The organism is Lactiplantibacillus sp. ME-2, from assembly GCF_022549155.1.
Taxonomy (GTDB): Bacteria; Bacillota; Bacilli; order Lactobacillales; family Lactobacillaceae; genus Lactiplantibacillus; species Lactiplantibacillus plantarum.
Map to the genome: position 1 here is coordinate 38,718 of NZ_JAKZEQ010000018.1, position 21,081 is coordinate 59,798.

At 43.0% G+C, this 21,081-nt stretch carries 18 protein-coding genes; 2 read left to right on the forward strand and 16 right to left on the reverse strand.

Annotated elements, in window-relative coordinates:
- Positions 1 to 11: 11 nt before the first annotated feature.
- From MMY95_RS08215 to MMY95_RS08245, 7 genes are all read right to left on the reverse strand, one after another.
- Positions 12 to 1,010 (reverse strand): LacI family DNA-binding transcriptional regulator, encoded by a 999-nt coding sequence (locus MMY95_RS08215; RefSeq protein WP_003643604.1) that lies wholly within the window; start codon positions 1,008 to 1,010, stop codon positions 12 to 14.
- A gap of 405 nt (positions 1,011 to 1,415) precedes the next feature.
- On the reverse strand, positions 1,416 to 1,571 hold the full coding sequence (locus MMY95_RS08220) for a hypothetical protein (RefSeq protein WP_225868067.1): 156 nt from the start codon (positions 1,569 to 1,571) through the stop codon (positions 1,416 to 1,418).
- Between the two features lie 312 nt (positions 1,572 to 1,883).
- On the reverse strand, positions 1,884 to 3,944 hold the full coding sequence (locus tag MMY95_RS08225) for a hypothetical protein (RefSeq protein ID WP_016511070.1): 2,061 nt from the start codon (positions 3,942 to 3,944) through the stop codon (positions 1,884 to 1,886).
- Positions 3,934 to 7,509, reverse strand: coding sequence for a hypothetical protein (locus tag MMY95_RS08230; protein WP_053267307.1), 3,576 nt, complete (start codon positions 7,507 to 7,509; stop codon positions 3,934 to 3,936). Before MMY95_RS08230 ends, MMY95_RS08225 begins: the two co-directional genes overlap by 11 nt.
- Positions 7,510 to 7,713: 204 nt before the next feature.
- Complete coding sequence (gene adhE, locus MMY95_RS08235) at positions 7,714 to 10,317, reverse strand: bifunctional acetaldehyde-CoA/alcohol dehydrogenase (protein ID WP_003643605.1); 2,604 nt, start codon at positions 10,315 to 10,317, stop codon at positions 7,714 to 7,716.
- Between the two features lie 288 nt (positions 10,318 to 10,605).
- The gene (locus MMY95_RS08240; RefSeq protein WP_003641607.1) at positions 10,606 to 11,067 is read right to left on the reverse strand and encodes a universal stress protein; all 462 of its coding nucleotides are present in this window, start codon (positions 11,065 to 11,067) and stop codon (positions 10,606 to 10,608) included.
- Positions 11,068 to 11,257: 190 nt separating this feature from the next.
- Positions 11,258 to 11,803: a PadR family transcriptional regulator gene (locus MMY95_RS08245; RefSeq protein ID WP_003641608.1), complete on the reverse strand. Its 546-nt coding sequence runs from the start codon at positions 11,801 to 11,803 to the stop codon at positions 11,258 to 11,260.
- Between the two features lie 115 nt (positions 11,804 to 11,918).
- On the opposite strand from MMY95_RS08245, the gene MMY95_RS08250 reads away from it, so the two are divergent.
- Positions 11,919 to 12,455, forward strand: a complete 537-nt coding sequence (locus MMY95_RS08250) for a phenolic acid decarboxylase (RefSeq protein WP_003646197.1) — start codon at positions 11,919 to 11,921, stop codon at positions 12,453 to 12,455.
- 161 nt (positions 12,456 to 12,616) lie between these two features.
- Here the strand turns inward: MMY95_RS08250 and MMY95_RS08255 are convergent, their stop codons facing one another.
- Positions 12,617 to 13,417, reverse strand: a complete 801-nt coding sequence (locus MMY95_RS08255) for a 2-keto-4-pentenoate hydratase (protein WP_104796046.1) — start codon at positions 13,415 to 13,417, stop codon at positions 12,617 to 12,619.
- A 799-nt stretch (positions 13,418 to 14,216) separates the two neighbouring features.
- Positions 14,217 to 14,699 (reverse strand): GNAT family N-acetyltransferase, encoded by a 483-nt coding sequence (locus MMY95_RS08260; protein ID WP_241277587.1) that lies wholly within the window; start codon positions 14,697 to 14,699, stop codon positions 14,217 to 14,219.
- A 157-nt stretch (positions 14,700 to 14,856) separates the two neighbouring features.
- Here MMY95_RS08260 and MMY95_RS08265 point away from each other — a divergent pair, with 157 nt between their 5' ends.
- Positions 14,857 to 15,723: a DegV family protein gene (locus MMY95_RS08265; protein ID WP_003646195.1), complete on the forward strand. Its 867-nt coding sequence runs from the start codon at positions 14,857 to 14,859 to the stop codon at positions 15,721 to 15,723.
- A gap of 98 nt (positions 15,724 to 15,821) precedes the next feature.
- Here MMY95_RS08265 and MMY95_RS08270 read toward each other — a convergent pair whose 3' ends face one another.
- The 7 genes from MMY95_RS08270 to MMY95_RS08300 all read right to left on the reverse strand — a co-directional run bounded on the left by MMY95_RS08270 (position 15,822) and on the right by MMY95_RS08300 (position 21,040).
- Entirely contained in the window at positions 15,822 to 16,244 is a 423-nt protein-coding gene (locus MMY95_RS08270) for a helix-turn-helix domain-containing protein (protein WP_016511073.1), read from the reverse strand.
- Positions 16,245 to 16,256: 12 nt separating this feature from the next.
- Positions 16,257 to 17,573: a C1 family peptidase gene (locus MMY95_RS08275; protein ID WP_003641614.1), complete on the reverse strand. Its 1,317-nt coding sequence runs from the start codon at positions 17,571 to 17,573 to the stop codon at positions 16,257 to 16,259.
- Between the two features lie 231 nt (positions 17,574 to 17,804).
- The gene (gene lepB, locus MMY95_RS08280; protein ID WP_003641616.1) at positions 17,805 to 18,392 is read right to left on the reverse strand and encodes a signal peptidase I; all 588 of its coding nucleotides are present in this window, start codon (positions 18,390 to 18,392) and stop codon (positions 17,805 to 17,807) included.
- A 208-nt stretch (positions 18,393 to 18,600) separates the two neighbouring features.
- A complete protein-coding gene (locus tag MMY95_RS08285) occupies positions 18,601 to 19,473 on the reverse strand; it encodes a hypothetical protein (protein ID WP_241277588.1) in 873 nt (290 codons plus the stop codon).
- A gap of 62 nt (positions 19,474 to 19,535) precedes the next feature.
- The gene (locus tag MMY95_RS08290; RefSeq protein ID WP_241277589.1) at positions 19,536 to 20,126 is read right to left on the reverse strand and encodes a hypothetical protein; all 591 of its coding nucleotides are present in this window, start codon (positions 20,124 to 20,126) and stop codon (positions 19,536 to 19,538) included.
- 19 nt (positions 20,127 to 20,145) lie between these two features.
- Positions 20,146 to 20,436 carry a cell surface protein gene (locus MMY95_RS08295; protein WP_223843864.1) on the reverse strand — a complete coding sequence of 97 codons (291 nt, stop codon included), beginning with the start codon at positions 20,434 to 20,436 and terminating at the stop codon, positions 20,146 to 20,148.
- Between the two features lie 70 nt (positions 20,437 to 20,506).
- Positions 20,507 to 21,040 (reverse strand): DUF3324 domain-containing protein, encoded by a 534-nt coding sequence (locus tag MMY95_RS08300; protein WP_347192195.1) that lies wholly within the window; start codon positions 21,038 to 21,040, stop codon positions 20,507 to 20,509.
- Between the last annotated feature and the right edge of the window lie 41 nt (positions 21,041 to 21,081).

Genomic DNA, 21,081 nt, shown 5'->3' on the forward strand with positions numbered 1-21,081 from the left:
CATCTGAATAATTAATTCAAATGTGCCGTCGAATTTCTTTCAATTAATTTAACTGGTAAGTGGTGTTCTTCCCATGGTTGCTGCGGATTAGCAATACGGTCGAGTAACTGGTTGGCCGTCGTTTGACCCAACTCAAAAATAGGTTGTGCGATGGTTGTAAGCTGGGGCGCGACATATTGGCACATTTCGACATCGTCATAGCCAATGACACTGTAATCATCCGGTATCCGCTTATCATGTTCAGCCATGCCCAAGTATACACCGAATGCGATTTCGTCATTGACTGCAAAGATCCCCGTAACTCCAGTCGCCAAAATTTCCGGAACAACTTGTCGACCACCCACTTTAGAAAGCGGCGTCGCGATGACATGTACCGCTGTCCGCGGATACACACTATAAAAACCACTAAGCCGCTTTTGGACATTGGCTGACGGTTTTGCTGGAATAAGAACGGCGACTTGCCGGTGTCCCAAATCTTTTAAGTGTTGAGCAGCTTGCCGCCCCCCATCATAGTCATCAGTCAACACAGAATCACTGAACCCTTCGGCGCGCTTTTGGTCTAAGACGATAAATGGGTGACCCTTTTGCCGTAGAATATCATTAATCGCATTATTGGAAACGGCCGAACTTGCGATAATAAAGCCATCCACACCCCGGCGGCTGAGTTCATCCAAATAGACGCGTTCTTTGTCTTCATCCAGATCAGCATTACACAACATCGTGATGAAATTTTGCTGATACAAGACATTTTCAATGCCTCGAAGTAGCTCACCAAAAAAGGGATTCCGGATATCAGGCACAAGGACCCCAATTGTTTTGCTGGTCTTCTTAATCATCCGCTGAGCAAAGTAATCGGGCTCATAATTTAATTCATCCCGGGCCGCTTCCACCTTAGCAACGGTCGCCGCACTAAACTTATCACCATGCCCGTTTAAAATTTGTGACACGGTCGCAATTGAGCGTTCTGCAAGGCGCGCAACATCTTTGATTGTGACTGCCTTATTTTTCATGGGCTTCTCCTCCGTAAAATTAACTCTTGCATTATTGTAGCCTAGAACGCCGAATTTTCCTAACCGAATCTCAAAAATGTTAATAGCCATATAAGTATATCCATAACGATTCAAAGATTCTAAGCCACTCACGTCCAGCATCAAAAGCGTCCAGATTAAAACTGCGTCCAAGAAGCAGCCATACCAGTTGCTTCTTGGACGCATAATATTTTTAACGTAATTTCCCCTTGTTACCAGCATAGACACATCTATTACAAACCGTATAGCGTATCCCATATACCAAAGTTAAGCCCAGCTTGCAAAAACTAGCGCGTTCGGAATCGACCGAAAATCACAGCAGATACATGAACTGTTCAATATTTAAGGCGTACCCATATAAATACCTTAATACGCTCCAAAACAAATTTATTTGCCGTGTGTCGTTTTCTGAGCATTATCCTGATAATCGTTAACCCTTTCATCAACTTCAGCCTCGTGGACGATAACTTGTGAATGATCACCATTCAATGCTGCGGTCGCTTGTTGAATAGACTTCTGTAAATCCGTTAATTCTGTCGTCATTATTTTTCTCCTTTGCATACCAAGAAAATGGGCGGTCTCTTTTAACCGGCCTTCAGCCATCCAGGCCCTACCTATCTTTCAAAAAAGTTGCTTTATAATACGGTCATATCTGACTGCTAAAAGCCTAATCCGTCTTTGAAACAACCATTCAACAACGACTTAATTCTACTTCGTTCCAAACTAGATTCACAAATCAAATATACCCTATTTTCAATTAAGTTGCCCTGTCCCACATTATCCAACATTTAATAAGCTCGTATCGTCACATTCATCAGACTGGCAGCGTTTACCAGGCTAAAAAGTGTCACAATCTCAACGTTTCGTCACCTGAGTCCCGTGCGTTTCTAACTCCATAATTTCTCTTATATATTTAAAGGGAAAAGGGACAACCGTATACTGGCCGTCACGAACATATCCACTATCCATCAATGTTGATAGTAACGGCATAATTCTTTGAATATCTGCCTTTGGTTGCATACTATCAAGGGCAACAACTTGTTTCAAACTAGTGGCGCGAGTTAAATCTTGCTTGATGATTTGATTCCGGCCGACATAGTAATAGTAGTCCGATCCTAACATCAACAACCCAATTCCGTAAATACCATTCCACCAATCATCATAAATCTGTTGCTTGACAGGCAAGTGTAACCACACATGCGCATTATCGAAAAAGCGTTGATTAAAGGTAGCCATTAACTTTGGACGCCAACTAAGTGTCGGTGCCGTTTTTAGTATCTTTTGAAAGCTCCCAATAGTTATTGTCTCGGTATTGATCCGTTCAATCTTCGTGATTAATGCTTGCTTCAACTCTCGATTACAATCATCTAATTCATTAGCTACTTTTAATAGTGCCCAGCGGTGAATTGAGTGATGTGACCTAGCTTTTCTCATCATTGCATTAATTTGTTCTGCATTCGGAATAATTCGTAGTGCTGTTTCTCCAAGCTTATATAATTTATCCTCATATGCTAATATTTTGGTGAATTTAAGCGTTTCCCGTCCATTTTCCTCATCGAATTCGTGAATCACTCTTTCAAACTCTGCCGACAGTCCCCGCTGTCCCTTAGTAGCCTTCTGAGATGTTAAATTTCCGGCATCGTCGATTTCCAAACGATAATATGCCTTGTCAGCCATCATATAATATCGGAATTTGGCGGCAGCAGCCATCTCATCACGATTTGGAAACGTGATTTTTCCACTCAAAATATCCTGTTTAATCAATAGCTGACTGAGTAACGTCCGTATTTTTGCGTCTTCTAACAAATGTACTTTGTTTCCTAAATATAAGGCGTTACCTGCCACCTTCTCGTTAACAAAGTTTTTATAGATTAAATGTTGGATCACCTGATGTGGCGTATTCTTTTGGTACCGCGAATCCTGACTATCATCTAGAATTTGGATATTGAGCCCGGTAGTCATCGCACTGTCAGTTATAATTTTAATCTGACAGGTTGCTAATTCTGGCGTGCGCTGCCATAGTCTGCCAAATGATTCTGCGAACTCCCGTTGTGCTGCTGATTCAGGATCAATCATTAGCGTCACTGTTTTATGGATAAGTTGGTCAATAATTCGTGCCCGCTTCAGAGGCGTAACGTTCTTTTTATCGACAGCCATTTCAGTTAGGCAACTGTGTGCAATCGGCCCCGATTTGAAACACATCCAATACTGCAATTGCGTCAGACTTAACAATTTATGCAACGTACTGACCTTGTCTTGTTCATAATCACTTTCCTGAATTGAGAAAAAGTTAATGAGATTTTTTTGGTTATCGACACTTTTAAGTCTAAAAATTTGCTGTCGGTTCCGGTATTGCCATTTCATACAACCTTCGCTCACTGCATAGCCAACATTGACCGTATCATCCTCAATCTCCGTAAATGTTCGACTTATTAATTTTAGGACATGTTGATCAATCATAACCTCTAAGGCCACCCGTTGCTGTGGCTTTTCTTTTGTGTGATTAGGCATGATTAAGAAGAGTCTATCCGTTGCGTTAAAGTTACACCAGTCTCGGTTTTCGTCCAGCTTACCTTGAAAATGACATTTCATTAACATAAGTAATAAATCGTCATCGGTGATACCATACTGCCCTAACTGTTCAAAATTAACAAACTTTTGCTGAATATCAGGGTCCGTAGCCATGATTTTAGCCGTGCGACTAATCATCATCAGATACCGCGTTTGTCTGACGTTGCCATTGATCATTACTGTAAGCTTCTTAATTGCGAGTGCTTGTGCTTTCTTAAACCAACTACCTAACTTTTTTGGAATTTGTGTTGTAATTATCGCAAATCTAAATTGTTGATTAATACCCGGATCATTAAACTCAAAATCAATGTAGTTGGTTTTGGCTAGTTTCTCTTCAGTATTCATGAATAAATGTCGCCACCTTCTGCTTTTCAGTTTCGGTTAACACAAATTGGCCTTGACGATTGAGTAAAGCAGGAAGCTCCATCACTCGTTGTCCTTTTAATAAATGACTAGTAAAGGTGAGGTCACTATCGGGTTCTATCAGATTGACAATCAACACTTTCCAATCATCTCTACCAGTCATCTTGCATACTCGTGCCAGTTTTTTCAACACCCAATCTTGTTCATCATCGTTCTCACTATTATGAGGATAGCGCCAGTTTTTAACATCAACTAGCACCCGTTTATCGAGTTGAAAGTCAAACAGTTCATTCAGCTGATTCCCCAGTAGACTAGTTCGATATTGCCACTGATCCTTAATTACAAACTGCGCGCTAACCTCACCCAAAATGCCGCAATAGTTGTCAAATTGTACCGGATTCAAGATATAATTCTTTGATTCCCATTCAATTGCCCATTGATTCTGTTTAAAATGCGCCAACATCCCCGGATAAGCTAATAGGATTGGCAGCCCTGCCGCAGCTGCAGAGATACTTTCTCGGCCATTATTGTTTTCGGGGAAATCAAACATCTCACCATTTCGTTGCACATGATAAGCATTCGCTTGCATATCAAGATAAGCAAATTCAGGTTGGTCTGTCCGCTGATTATTCATTAGCGTCGGATGTTGCAAGTAAAATTCACGCGCCTTCTGGTATCGCCGTGCAACCACAGCTTTCACCTGTAAGTCGTGCTTAACTTGATTAAAGAATTCCTGACTCTGGTTAGTATGATTACGCCAACGTTCTTTTTTTACAACTTCACTTGTCACCACTCGCCAGTGACTTTGCCGCTGATAGTCTTGCAGCGCTTGCGCAATTGGTCCTAATTGGTAAGGCGCCATCGATGTCACGTTATAATAATCTAAAACGCCATCCCCTATAATAACAGTCACTTCAGCAACTTTATTAAACGTGCGATCAAGTCGGCCGATCGCTTGTAGGATACACTGTGTTTGTGCGCCGACATAACTTACCGTGTTTCGAAACTGTTTGATTGGTCGCCCCCGACTCCGTTCACGCGCATATGTTTTGATATCATTTAATGAGATTTCATCCGCATCAGCTAGTTCCATATACTCATAATAACCACGAATCCACTGCTTCGTATTCGCTTTAGTGGCGCACTCAGGAATCAGGGTGAGCAAGTGCGTTATCGCTCCAAGATAGATCCCATCAATATCAATTTGCTTATATCGTGGATCCTGAATATCAGCGTCCTCAGGGGCAATATTAATAATCTGCGCCTGATCTGGTTCAGTATTCGCTCGGACCAGATTAACCCCTACCCCCAGGGTTTTGTATGCGCTTAGCAAATACACACGCGTTTGTTCTTCAGAACGTACTTTTAAAGCTGCGGCCACTTGTTGTTCAATCGGTTCACTTTGCAGCTTTTTGGCAATCATATGAAGTTGCGGTAAATGCTTTTCGTCCGGACAGAGAAGGCCTGCAAGTAGTTCAAATACTTGCTCGATTACCTGAACTGACATTTTAATTGTATCTACTTCTGTATCTAACTTTGGTAGAACACTTTGTAGCCCTAATACGACCCGTCGATTTCGATGACTTAGAAAACAGATAAAGCTTCCAAATAATGATAGATACCGCTTTTGGCAATAAAGCGCATTGTCGCTAACTTTTTGCTTCAGCTGCTGCATTAACTGCTGTACAAGTTGTTCGAGTAATGCTAATTGAGCGTGATTATCATCATTGATTTCAAAATTTGGGTGATATTTCAAAATCAATTTTTGCATAACCCGGATATCATCTAATTGATCAGGATCAGGAATAACATTTATCACGTTGACTTGAACACCTTGCTCCCGGCACCGGGAACTAACATCCATATCTTCCTTGGTGGCTGCAGGAACTAACTCCGTTCCTTTTATAAACGCGGCACCCAGTTGTTGCTGAATATATTTGAAATCAAAATTGCTAATGACTGTTTCTAGGTCGGCAGTTGCAGATAGTCCCAGAACACGATTACTGCGAGCTAATTTCAGCAAAAATTGTTCTGGCGTCGTGTATATGAAGGCCGCTCCGATCTCCGTTCGATTAAGATGCGCATCACTATCAGTCAACGAAAAGAGTTGCATGCCATGGTCTTGTAATAATCGCCCATAATGGCCGTTCTGCAAGTTGTCGCCAACATTTCCCCGGATGTTTTTCAGAGCTTCGATTTCCAGTAAAACAATTTTTTGTGTCTCGTTAGAAAGCCTCAAAGTATCACAAATAGTCCGGACAGAATCAGCAAATTGATAATAGTCTTCGACTTCACTACGCCGTTCATTGATCCGTGCTTGATAGCTTGTTGCCCACTGCGCAATTTGTATCACAAAATACTTAATGAATTTATTAACATCACGGACCATTCCATAGAAATTTAAATTGCCTTTGGCCGGCTCAGTCGATTGTAATGCGACATATTTCCCGTCTGGATCATCACGACTCCACCACGCACTACTACTCGTTATCTGAAGGTGACTTAAATTAAAGATAAAATTAGTTGCTGCTGGACTCCCCTTTGTTTTATAGTCTTTTAACAATTTGTAAGCTGTTGCTAATTCATTGGTTCTACTCTTTAGATTACGTAACCGATGATCCTTACGTAAAACAGTCATGATATCCGCTGGACGGCGCTTCTGTTGATCATTAACCCCGGCGTAAACCTGGCAAAAAAACGGCTGAAAATCAATTGGAATCTTCAGGGCATCATCAATTATTTTATTGAGCAAAATCGGTTTTAACCCGTCAATTTCGTCAAAAATAACAGTTGCTTGATTCAATACGGTAGGGCTACTAACTGTAATTGAGTAGCCGCCCCAAAAGGATATATATGAACGAATAAACTTATCAGCAACCACAATTATCAATTGGCGGTTAGCTAAATCAATGGTTGGAAGATAACGATTAATGTAGGCTGTCAAGGGCGTCTCTTTGTCACGGACATGCCGTTTAATAGTCTCTTTGTCACTTTCACTGATAGGTTCTGCAATACCGACTTCCTTGATAAGCTGTTGTCGAATCGTGCGTTGATAATTAATATACGCTTGCTTCAATCCATGGTTATTCGGCAAATACTGTGACTTAACATCTTCACCCATATGCTTAAATTCATCATACCGCTGCGCTAATGTCTCCAAAGCCTCTTGGATGTCCCGGTAGTGTTCTAACGTTTTAGGTAATTTTTGTGTCGTTATTATATTGACCATGGTCGGTAATGACCGTAATACTGCAACCTTACGCGTATAGAACATCATAAAATCTGACTGACTAACTTTCAGTTCACGCGTTATCCATTCACGTTTAATCGATTCATAAAAACGATCCGCATGTAAGCTTTTATTCTGATTAGCCACAAAGCAAAAGCGCTCATCAGTATAAACAATTCGCCTGCTAATATGTTGCCGTACCGCAAATGTCTTGCCACTCCCAGTAGGAAGCGCCAAGGTCATGAGAGCGCCTGTCCGATCACCGGCCTCAGACACCTGGTTCATAGAAGCTAATAATGTTGCAATATCTAATGACAATATAGCGTCCTCCTTAATTCCATTACCGTAACAAACGGTTAGGATACCATCAACAGGATTTACCAAAAAAATACACAATATTTAACATAAATATACATTTTTAGTTTTGTGTAAACTTACGCTTAATCGCCCAATCAAGTAGTCATAAAAGAACAAAAAAGCCCGCGCTCATCATGAGCGCGGGCTCCCTTAATTCACAAAGGGCTATTTTTCAGTACCTTGGCCGTCCCATTCACGTTCAATAATCGCCTTTAATTCACTGATTAAAGGTTCGCGTGGGTTAGCGGTCGTGCATTGGTCTTCATAGGCCAGTTCGGCTAATTCGTCGACGGTGGCGTCAAAGTGCTTCTTTTCGACCCGGTTGGCTTTCAAGGATAAGGTCACATCCATTGAGTGAGCCAAGTCAATGTAAGCTTTAACTAAGCTTTCTTTGAGTTCTTCGTCGGTCTTGCCTGGTAACCCTAAGGCCCGGGCAATGTTGGCATAGTCGGCTAAGGCAGTATTATGGTTGTACTTCGGCCACATTGCTAACTTCGTTGGGATTTCAGCATTGTAACGAACGACTTGCGGATACGTGATCGCAATTGCCAATCCGTGTGGTAAGTTGAATTCCCCGCCTAATTTATGGGCGATCGAGTGGTTGATACCCAAGAAGGCATTGGCAAAGGCCATCCCAGCTAGCGTTGAGGCATTGTGCATCTTCTCACGAGCCATCTTGTCACCATCATAAGAAGCTTTCAAGTACTTGAAGGCTAATTGCAAAGCTTGAATTGACCAGCCGCGTGTGAAGTCAGAAGCCATCGTTGAAACATATGCTTCGGTTGCGTGGGTAATTACGTCGAGACCAGTCCAAGCCGTCGTCCGCTTTGGCACCGTTTCAACAAATTGTGGGTCAACGATCGCAATATCTGGTTGCATTGCGTAGTCCGTAATCGGGTATTTGACGTGCGTCTTGGAGTCCGTAATAACCGCGTATGGCGTTACTTCAGAACCAGTCCCAGAAGTCGTTGGAATCCCAATATAAGTTACTTTTTCAGATACTGGTACTTTGTACGTCCGCTTCCGGATATCCAGGAACTTCTGTTTAGCACCTAAGAAGGAAGCTTCTGGGTGTTCATAGAAGAGCCACATCCCCTTAGCGGCGTCCATTGCAGAACCACCACCGAGTGCAATGATTGTATCTGGCTTAAAGGCCTTCATCCGGGCAACCCCTTTGTAGACTGTGTCAGTCGACGGGTTCGGTTCAACTTCTGAGAAGATGTCGATATCAACCGGATCAGTCCGCTTGTTCAAGACCGCCGTTACTCGATCAGCATAGCCAAATTCAACCATCCCAGGATCACAAACTAGGAAAACCTTCTTAATCCCGGCCATGTGTTCCAAGTAGCGAACGGAATTGCGTTCGAAGTAGACTTTGGGAGGCATTTTGACCCATTGCATGTTATTACGCCGTTTTGCCACAGTTTTGATATTAATCAGATCCATATCTGTAACGTTATGAGAAATCGAGTTGCCACCATATGATCCCGTGCCCAGAGTTAATGAAGGCGCCATGTTATTGTAGATGTTACCTAACCCACCAACTGAAGATGGCGTGTTAACTAAGATCCGGCAAGCTGGCATTTGTAAGCCAAATTCTTTGACCAATGCATCATCGGTCGTATGAATCCCAGCAGTATGGCCTAAGCCACCATAGTGAAGTAATTCATTAGCCCGTTTGAACGCCGCTTCATGCGAATCCGCTTTGTAAACGGTCAGAACTGGTGATAATTTTTCGCCGGATAATGGGTACTTGATACCGACACCATTAATCTCCGCAATCAAGACCCGGCAGTCCTTAGCGACATCTTTCAAGCCAGCCATTTGTGCGATTTGATAAGCTGTTTTACCAGCAACTGGACCACGAACTGTGTGCCGGTTAGGATCAATGACAGCATCACTCAAGGCTTGCACATCTTTAGGTTTAACGTAGTAGCAACCCAAACGAATAAATTCAGCTTTAACTTCAGCATAAATTTCCTTGTCGATAATGGCACTATTTTCAGAAGCACAAATCATCCCATTATCAAACGTCTTCGATAAAACAATGTCGTTAACCGCCTGCTTAATGTCAGCTGTTTTTTCAACATAAGTTGGGCCGTTACCAGGACCAACACCCAGTGCTGGTTTACCTGATGAGTAAGCGGCTGTCACCATACTTGGACCACCGGTAGCCAAGATCGTCGCAACATCCGTATGGTGCATCAAGGCGTCGGTTGCTTCAATGCTTGGGTGTTCGATGTATAAAACAGCATCAGCTGGACCACCAGCAGCTTTAATCGCTTCCCGCATCACATCAGCAGCCGCAGAACTACATTTCTGAGCTTGAGGATGGAAACCAAAGACGATCGTGTTACGCCCCTTTAATGAGATCAACGTCTTGAAAACCGTTGTTGAAGTTGGATTCGTTACGGGTGTAACCCCGGCTACGATACCAACTGGTTCAGCAATTTCCATTAGTTGCTCTTCATCGTCTTCTTTAATGACGCCGACTGTCTTATCATGGCGCATGCTGTTCCAGATATATTCGCTGGCGTAGATGTTCTTAATCGCCTTATCTTCAACAACACCCCGACCGGTTTCCTCAACCGCCAACTTGGCTAACTTCATATGATTGTCCAGTGCGGCAACCGCAACCTTTTCACATAAATCATCGATTTGTGCTTGGGTATATGACTTCAAAATAGCTAATGCTTTCTTAGAACGTTGAACTAATTGATCAACTTCGTCAGTAACTTTGCTTGTTTGATTTTTTTCTGTCTTAATCATGAAGTGCTTCCTCCGTTCAATTCCTTTGTGAATTATTTTACAAACTTTATTATAGCCATCCTTGCTCATAATGCAACAAGAATTTGAAAAATTATTTAATATCATCCAAACAGTACACTTATAAACTCATGTTTAGCAGTATTTATAGCCAATAAAAAAATTCAATTGTTAAGTTCATTAATGAACAATAGCAGTCAAAAACAACCGCAAGCTCCTCATTAGCCATGATGAGCTTGCGGTTGTTAAAATTTCATCAGCTTGGATCTTAATCCCTGTCCCGAGTCTTGATTACCGAACAACGATAACTGAAATAGGTGCTTTTCGGGCTAAACGCGGACCAATTGCCCCAGCAATCTTAGAATGTGGAAATTCAGTATCGGCACCGGTCACTAATAGATCTGGTTTAAATTCTGGAATAACTTGCTCTAAAATGACGTCATCCACATCACCGCCTTCATAGACAAGCGGCTCTACTTGATTAACGCCTCGTTGTTCAGCAAGCTGAACATACTCGGCAACAACATCTTCAACGTGTTTCCGTTTAGCTTGGATCTTCGACGGTGTTAATGAATCAAAGATATTGATATCTTCGCTTTCCAGCACCGAACAAATTCCCAACGGAACATCATAGTCGTGGGCCAAAGTCGTTGCGTATCGAAACGCACGTTCTGAAGAGGTATTATCGTCCTCATCAACGGTCAGTAAAATTCGCCGATAGACAAGTGGCTCTTGCATTTTTTGATTTTCCATAGTTAATCTCCTCATTGAAGTGAATTGATATTGACCACTGCCATTATACCAGTTTCAGAATTCAAACGGCACCATTTCTCACACGCATATAATCATAAGCTGATTTCCTTCAAACGCCGCTCTAAATAATTAAGGGTAGCTTTTAACGCTATGATTCCAGCCACCAGTTAGAGCGGCAGCACTCTCCCCATTACTCCGGTAAGGCTTTCAACGTCTGCTTCAACCAATTCACATAGTAGTCTTCTCGTCCGATCGCATGTTGTAAGATCAAATAGTGACCATAATGTTGCTTAGCAGCTTTAGCTTGCGGGAAAACGGTCGCCAATCGCTGTTGTAAGTGTGCTAACTTAGCTGTGTGCAGGGTGAGCTGTTCCTGTAACATCGCTAGTAGGCGTGGATCACGATCCGTTTGAATAAAGTATAGTTTTAAAATAAATTCATCTTTCGTAGCGGTTAAGTCTGGTGTACCGACACTGATCCACTCATGTAACAGCTGCCGACCAGTTGCGGTGATATGGTAGAGTTTCTTTTCAAGTTTTTCGCCACTGACCGTAATTTCATGCGTGACGTAACCTTGTTCTTCTAGTCGCTTCAATTGCGGATAAATTTGACTATGTTGAGCTTGCCAGAATTCACCGATCTCGTCATCAAAGGCTTTAGTTAGATCATAGCCCGTTAATGGTTGCTGGTTTAATAACCCTAGAATAATAAATTGTAACTTGTTTTTTTGCGCCATTGGAAATTCCTCCTTGACGATTCCTTGATAACAGTATACACTAACCTTGTTGTTTAAAACATGTAATAAATTACATGATTAAAATGACATATTAGACATAAGGAAGGTAATTCTAATGACAAAAACTTTTAAAATACTTGATGACTTTCTCGGCACACACTTTATCTACACTTATGATAACGGCTGGGAATACGAGTGGTACGCCAAGAACGACCACACCGTTGATTACCGAATCCACGGTGGGATGGTTGCCGGTCGTTGGGTCACTGATCAAAAAGCTGACATCGTCATGTTGACCGAAGGCATTTACAAAATTTCTTGGACTGAACCAACTGGGACTGACGTTGCACTAGACTTCATGCCCAATGAGAAGAAACTACACGGTACGATTTTCTTCCCAAAGTGGGTTGAAGAACACCCTGAAATTACGGTCACTTACCAAAACGAACACATCGATTTAATGGAACAGTCTCGTGAAAAGTATGCCACTTATCCAAAACTAGTTGTACCCGAATTTGCCAATATTACTTACATGGACGACGCCGGCCAAAACAATGAAGATGTAATCAGTGAAGCACCTTACAAAGAAATGCCGAATGATATTCGCAGCGGCAAGTACTTTGATCAAAACTACCATCGTTTAAATAAGTAATGTTTCACGTGAAACATTCTGGTCTACAAATTGGATAATTAGCAGTCTGTCCAATCTTTGAAAATTACTAATCATCTGAAAAACATTCATTTAGCAACACTTCAAAAAGGCCTTCATAAATGTCATGACATTTATGAAGGCCTTTTTCGTAATTATTTTACTTAGGCTTCCGTTACATCCAGTGCGACCTGTCCCAGCCCGGCATCGAAGTCGGCTTGCCAGTGCCCCGCGGTCAAATGTGGTGGTAGGACAAACGTCCCCGACGAAACTCGTTGACCAGCCGTTAATGTCTTACCTTGCTCTGCAAGCTTGCCGACTAACCACTTCAATGACTCAAGCGGGTTACCCAACACTTCACTCGCTTGACCAGTTTTAACCGTCTCCCCATCATGGACTAGCGTACACTTTGGCGTTGCTACTGCATCAGCTGAAGCGAACAACTCGGCAGTCTCCCGTTCAGTTCCATATACCACTAGCCCACCGACTGCGGCATCCGCGACCACCAAATTTTTAGGCAAATCGGGAAACCAGTCAGCAAAACGTGAATCTGGCAATTCAAGTCCCGGCGCGACAGTCGTTTTTTGCCATAAATCGGTCAATGAATCGGTGGTTGACAGGGCTTCTTTAGCCTTAAAGACCAACTCAACTTCGACGAGTGGGTCCATTAGTTGCCCGCGTCGAACCGTGGTTGGTGCCGCCAAAAAGTGATCTGCAACCTGGGCACCGTACAGCGGCGTATGAGCATCAAACATCTTTTGAGTTTCCGCACTCGTCAACGAGACCTTGTATCCGCCAACCGGCTGCTGTTTTAAGGCCGTTAACGCGGCTTGAACTCGATACGCAGCGTCTTCGTCAGCGACACTACTTGTAAAATAAGCCATTGTTAACGCATGCTGTGTCTGATAGGCCGTAAATAGCTGTTGTGCAACTTGAGTTTCTGTTTCTGTGGTGGTAGTTGTCATTATAAAACCTCCATTATGTGTTTGTGGTTACTGTTATCCTAATATGTGTTCGTAATGAGGCCGTCTAATCATTGCTAATACGTTAACTCATTACAATTAATCTAGTTGTCACTTCATTATTTGGATGTATTCATTCAGTGCGCTAACTTAATCGTACGGGCGTCTTAAATACGAATTATTAAGACTACGGGTCATAAATATCGTTCATGTTAAAACTATGTGTGCCTAAACGTATAAATTGCACGTTGCTAAAACTATGTGTTAATCGATACACGTGGTATCGTATGTGATCTACCCGGAGTACTCAGTTATACTATGTGTTTTTGATTCCTTGTTGACCTATGTGTTACTCGAGGAGCAAGTCCTCGTGCGACTAGTTACCATTGCCCACATTTGTTGGTAACTAGCCACCTGAATGTCCGATTCCATACTCCTCACCACCTTTAAATCATAAAAAAACGTCCTTTAACTAACTCCTATGAGTTAATTAAAGGACGTCCAGAACGGGTTACCACCTTTATTCGCGACTACTTCACAATAGTCACCTTAGTACGTACAGCAATTGCGATACGCCGGTACATTAATGGGTACCATCCAGCACCATCTCCACGAATTTCGAGGCGCAACTCCAAGGTGATCTATGTTAAGTGGTATTGACTGCCTTACACCAATCCGCAGCTCGCTAACTAACCAGCTTAGCACCGTTCCTTATCACGGTTTTTAATCTAAATTTAATTAATGATTAGATTCTAGCGCCAGATTATCACAATGTCAACCTTAAAATTAAAAATAAATTAGATTAATTAAGTTTGCGCTCATTGGCCATAACATCCACTAATGCCACGTACTGCTCAGTATGCGTATCACGCAACGTATAATTTGGTGGGAGCGCGTCCGCATCTGCTTTGACAATTCGAAACCCTACTTGCACATAAAATCGCAGGGCATTTTCGTTGGCCATCACACACTTCAACGTGAGTGGTTCGGTTGCATACTGGCGCATTTCTGTCAGTAGCCGTTCACCAACTTTCAAGTGGCGGAAATCTGGGGCCACAAAAAGCAGATGAATGAAGTTGGCCAGCCGGTACAACGAACAAAAGCCAGCCCGCTGACCATCAATCCACGCGACCAGCACGAATTCACCACGGCTGTCTTCGTTAAAATCTTGCAGTTGTGGATCAGTGACCCATGGAAAATCTTGCTGACGGTCCACTAAATATATTTCAGCCAGCGCTGCTTGATCCGCAGCTGTTGCCGGTTTTATCTCAATTCGTTTGGTCATCCTGCGCCCTCCCCCATTTAATGATTCTCATTATGACGTTAGTTGTTGAGAATTTCAAACATTAATCGCCTTAATCTATTCATCAAAGCTAGCTTTCAACTACTGACAAGCGTTATAATGTTAGGCAATACTTTCACCAAATGAAAGCGGGGGAAAAATGAAAACCGCAATTGTAACGGATAGCGCAAGCTACCTCTCAGCGGCCGATGTTGAAAAGTATCATATTCACGTCGTCCCAATTACTGTTATTTTTGGTCACCAAACCTACTTAGAAAACGTCGAAATAACGTCCAAAGAATTTTATGAACGAATGCGTACCGCGCCTGAGTTACCAACGACCACTCAGATTACCCTTGGTCAGATGCAAACGACTTATGATCAGCTGGCAAAGGCGGGCTATGATGCTGTCATTAGTATCCATCTTTCTTCTGGTATCACCAGCTTTATTACTAATCTCGAAAGTTACCTGCCAAACGTAACCAACATCAAGGTTTATCCGTTTGATTCACTAATTACGGCTGGTGGAGAAGCTTACATGGTCTTGTTAGCTGCTAAATTAGTCACTGAAGGATACTCACCCGAACAAGTTATTGCTCAGCTCAAAAAAATCCGTGAAACAACCGGCGTATATTTTGTTGTCGATAATCTCAGTCACTTGGTTCGGACTGGTCGGCTCTCAAACGCTTCTGGACTCGTTGGCAACCTCTTACGCATTAAACCCGTTCTGACCTTTCAAGATGGCAAGATCGTCGCTATTCAAAAAGAACGAACGATGCGGCGGGCATACGCAGCCATCAAAGCCAAGCTGGCTGCCGAGATTGCTGCCGTTGACTATTCACTTCGCGTCACAATCGAAAACGGCAACAATCCGAAACTCCAAGCCGAATGGACAGCTGACTTGAAGGCTAGCTTTCCTGATCTCACCATCGATGAAGGCGAGATCGGTCCCGTCGTTGGGGTTCACGTTGGAGAAGGCGTCATGGGACTGATTTGGGCGCGTGACTGGGAAAAATGGACCATTTAGTTCACCATTATCAACCCCTGATAATTCATCATGACAGTCAAAAACAACTTTTGTTCCTCACGACGAGCTGAGGAGCAAAAGTTGTTTTTTGCATTGCCTTATTTCCGTTTCTTGCCTTTTTTCTTTTTCTTGTTCTTTTTCCGCTTTGTGTTGGGCTGTTCGGCCGACTTAGTCAACAACTTCCGTGCCTTTTTGATCAACTTAGATCGTTGTTTGGTATCCAGCTGTTCCCACAATGTTATTAATTCGGGGTCAACGGCAGGGGTTGGCGTGACCGACACTGGAATCGGTACCGCTTCCGGGGCCACCGCTGTTGCAACATCAGTCGTACCTAGCAGCCAATCTGGCGACACATTCAGTACCGCCGCTAACGCCGTAACCTTATCATGTTTAGCCACGTATTTATTACTTAACCACTGGCTGATTGATGAACGACCAATTCCCGTTTGTTTAGATAACTGAGCAGAGGTTATGTTCGCTTGTTGCATCGCTTCTTTTAATCGTTCTGAAAATATTCCCATCACATTACCCTCCTAGTGCAACGGATCCCATGCGGGTAGCCGCTGTGCACGTTCGTTAAGCAGCGCCTGAAATTCCGGTGCCAAGAAATGCTTGTGAACAACTACTTCATAGACGTACTCATTAAACCAATCTTGGCTCATTACGAAGTAGCCTTGATCACCTACTTGCTCACCCCAACTATTTTCGACCTTCCACTTAGTTGGCGTATCAGCCACTAAGTCAACGCCGGTTAACGTCATGGCATGGCTAACTTCACCTTCACCTGTTAACAGCCGTTGCGCCTTAGTCAGATGATCGTTGGTTCCAAATAACTTGCCAGTTTCAAATAAATGAGCATCCAAGTATCCCGTCTTCCGGTCCATCTGTCGCAGCACATCGTTGCCAAACCAAACCGTTTCGCCAGCCTGTAACTGTTGCACAGCAACGTCCGTCAGCACACCCATATCAAGGTTCAAAAATTCGATAGGCTTACCACCAATCACGTTATCCTCGTCTGGCAAGCTATAAAGTCGATTAAACGGCTTATCTGGTGAATTAGTAACGACCACGTAATCATCCAGATCAGTTTCAAAGTAGTCCTGATAGAATTGCTGAGGCGTTAAATTAGCCGTACGATGGTACTGTTGCTCATCATCACGATATTCTAAATCAAAGCTAGTTGGTGGTTCACCAAATGAGTACGCCGTCATCCGATAGACCGTTTGCAACATTGATTTCTCCAGTGATTGTAGCTCGGCCTCGCTTGCACCATCCATCACGAGTTGCCGAAGTTTTAACCCATCTTTACGAAGCTGCCGTGATAAACTGGCTTGAAATGCCGTCGTATTATCAGTGTTGAAGGACTCTGGCATCACACTAGCTGGAACGACGCCATACTTTTGAACCAAGCTGGCCGCCATCGCCCACTGACCACCATCTTCGCCCGGATTAGCAAATAAGAACTGAACAAGCCGGTCATCAATCGGCTGACGCGCCGTTTGTTCAACATTCCGATAAAAAATATTAGCCCTTTCAATCTTATCCCAGAAAAACAAATAGTTTTGTGATAACTCAAAGTCTTTGACGTGATACCGGGTCGCAAACTTATGCCGGAGCGTGTTTAATAATGAAAACTCCCAGCAACGACCGCTGTGCTTCTGATTACTGACCTTACCCGTTGGTACTTCAACAGAAAAAGTCCGCGCTAAGCGACTCGCAGCTTGATTATCAAAACTTGCAGCCTCAATCCCATTCTTCGTAATCGCTCGCGTCAATACTGGTGCCATTCGATCCTGCGCATGCGTTGTCCGTAAAGCGGCAAGTGCATCCGGTGTTAGTTCAGTTGCCATATTTACCAGCCTCCATCGTGATACTTGCCATTATTCTAGGCTTATTGACCATTAAATTCAATTTAGATGCTACCTTTTGTTTGCTTTTCTGAACAAGATTAGTCACTTTAACCATCCCACATTGTTCTCCCTGTAAAGAATGACTAAGTAACCTAGTTTCCCCCCCCTACCATTCAGTTGGTGAGCATACAAAAAAAAGCGCGCTCACTAACGAGTCGCGCTGGCTGCTATTCAGTAACTAATTGAATTAATATTATGGCGCTTAGTCTTATTCGAGTCCCAAAATGGCACTTTGACCACGCCCAACACCTTATTGGCTGGGACAAATCCCCAGTAACGACTATCATTTGACACTGACCGATGATCACCTAACACAAAGTACGAATGCTTAGGGACCTTAGTTGTTTTCAGATTCCAACTGTAACGGTTCTCCAGCGTACTCAAATCCCAATTTGTCGTTCCCTGCGTCCGCTCATACTGACTGATGAACTTCTGCGGGACAAGCTTGCCATTGACATAGAGTCGGCCGTCTTCAGATTTAACTGTATCACCGGGCATTCCGATCACTCGTTTGACATATTTGACCGTCTTGGAGCGTGCGTCTGGATCAACTTGATAGGCGTTAAAAACGATGACACTGAGGTGCTGAATCTTAGCTGTCTTGACCACGGCGACGCGCTCATTGTCATCTAAGTTAGGTTCCATTGACGGTCCATCCACCCGAACCATCGTAAAAATAAAGTGCCTGATCACCATGGCGACGAGTAACCCCACTACAATTGGTAGTACCCAGCTCATAATACTCTTAAAAGTTTTCATCAAACGTTCTCCCTTACCCCGCTATAACTTCCAATCATTATAGTCCAATCAACTCAGCTTGTCTGGTATTGGTGAATCGTTTTTACAAATTTATAAGTAACCTTGCAACGATATCACACTAAAATGACCGCCAAAACAATCTTGACGGTCATTCATAATTTCCTTAATGACTAACTAACACATCTTGATGACATCTTTCTTCCACTCATCAAGATTGTGGTGTATCTTGCAAACTCCAATTGATCTTTCCATGATAGGATCCTGCATACAATTCGGGCTGAACATCGAGAAAAATACCTTGTCGCGCTTGCCAGGTTGCTGCAATATTAGTAGTTTGTTGATTAGGATTTGTATGTGTGCCATGGCCTACCAACGTTTCCTGATTGGTCATCACATGTTTTTGACCAGCAGCATCAATATAGACCAAATCCCCAATTAATGAGTGTTGAGCAGACTTCATTTTAGTTGCGGTGGCATACACATACCACTTTGAAGCAACTGATCGCGTATCATGAACCTCAATTTGCCACTGATTTGTGGGCGATAATAAGCGCTCGCTTTGTGGAATCGTGTTACTCCGAAAACGCATTTGAGCATTGATTTGACCAAACATGAGTCCTGAATTTACATTAACTGTTAACGTATCAATATTAGATCGTTGGCCGTGTTGATCTGACACCCACACTTTCACATCATTAGGCCCTTGTTTAAGCGATTCAGTGGGTAATTTCAGATGAAAATACCCCGCCTTATCTGGCTCATTCACCGAACCATTAGCCTTATAATTAGCGATGGGCGTTCCATCAGCATGGGCAAAGTGGATGGTTAGTGCGTTATTTTTTAAAACAACATCGCGATCAAAATCATTCTGATCAGTCCCCAAGATCATTCCGGTCACTAATACCTTGCGTCCCTTAGCGGTTGAAAAGGTATGACCATTAGTTAAAAACAAGTTGAGCTTAATCGTCGCATCCGTTCGTGGAGTTCCGTTATTAATCACCGTTTCAGTGTGCCCTGGAATATCATCATACGCATTTGTTTCCGTTACCATCAAGCGACCATTACCGCTAAAGCATTTCATCTGCCAGCGCCCCTCATGATCGACTCGTGTTTTTTTGATCTGATTACCAAATTTAGCCGTGATTAGATCACCACCTTGTGTGCCCGTCCCGGTAATGATGCGCTTATTAGCCTCAAATCCAGTAATTTAATCTGACTAACCATTTGACAGTACTGCTTCGTTACCATGTAAGCAGGCAGTGTTCGAATGGGATTACTGCTCGCATTAGTACTGCTCTTATTACCAATCCAAACCGGCTGACCTGCTTTGATTCCATGCGTCTTGATAGTATCTGTTCGATGCGGTCGCCAAACTCGATTATTGATATTATAAGCCAGGAAAGTTGCACCATACTCTTTGCCTTGGCGATTCAAAACCAGATCCCATAAATTATATAATCCCTTACCATTCGGCGAATGTACTACACCTTTACCTAAAGTAATTTTCACTCGACTAGTCTTGTGCGTCATGTGACCATCTCGCACATAATTAGCCGCAATGTGTGTAATGGGCCATGGCACTCGACCAATTGTTCGTTGTTCGAAATTAGTTGTAATATCCTGCATCGCACTGGTCGGCTCATCGACAACCTTTGCCTGCCCATTAACAGCCATGAGGCAAACTACCAATAACAGCCCACCCACGACCAACGTGCCAGTAAGTAACCTTCTCACTTCTACGGTCCCTCCTTACCTAGCAATAGCTTTCTTTATTAAACCAACGGATAACCATCAATAATATCAGTAGCACGCTACCGAAACTCGCATAAAACCAGGTTAAGAGCTGCTCATCAGTCTGTGGCAATTGATAATACCCCTTTGGTCTTGTCAACGTCTTTTCTGTCACCACACGATATGGCCTGGTCCCATTAGGAATCTTAACGTTGCGATTATCTATCTGTTGCTGAGTTCTCTGACCAGCATAAAAGCTAACGGTGACTGTTGACCGCCCCCCAACGGCCGCAACTCCCGTTATTGTTAACATTATTAAACTGATTAAAATGGTTGCTACACACACGCTAAACCGTTGCACCATCCTACCCCCATTAATTAACCTAATCCTTCGACCGCCGTTGTCGCCGCCATAGCCAGACGATTACGCCTAACCCTAACCCCAGTACTAGCATTGAAATTGCGCCAATTCCAATTAGCATCCACATACTAACCCCCTTATTATCAATTGACTCATGATTATATTTTTGAGCTGCTGTCATACTAATATGAAAATCTCGTTTAAATCGCCAATGATGACGCTGATTATTAACCGTCATTTGTAACTGATAATCACCCGGTTGTAATTGTTGTGATCCTAATGGCATTGGTGCTTTAAAAACTGTGTTTGGCGCCATCATGACACCCGTTTTCGTATTCTTAATAATGACCTTTTGATGCCGCTTATTAATAATCACTGTTCGGATTTTTAAATTCGGAATGATTCTTGCGACAGGATTACGTAGCGCAACAATAATGCTTCGATGATAATTTTTCAAGCCAGCTTTCACCGGCCCTAGACACAAATTAGGAATTGGCAATTTTCCTGAAGATAATTTCAACCCAATAACATACGAATACTCATCGCAAATTGCAATAGTAAGTTAGCCAGTACCGATAAAGCACACAGACGAAAGGG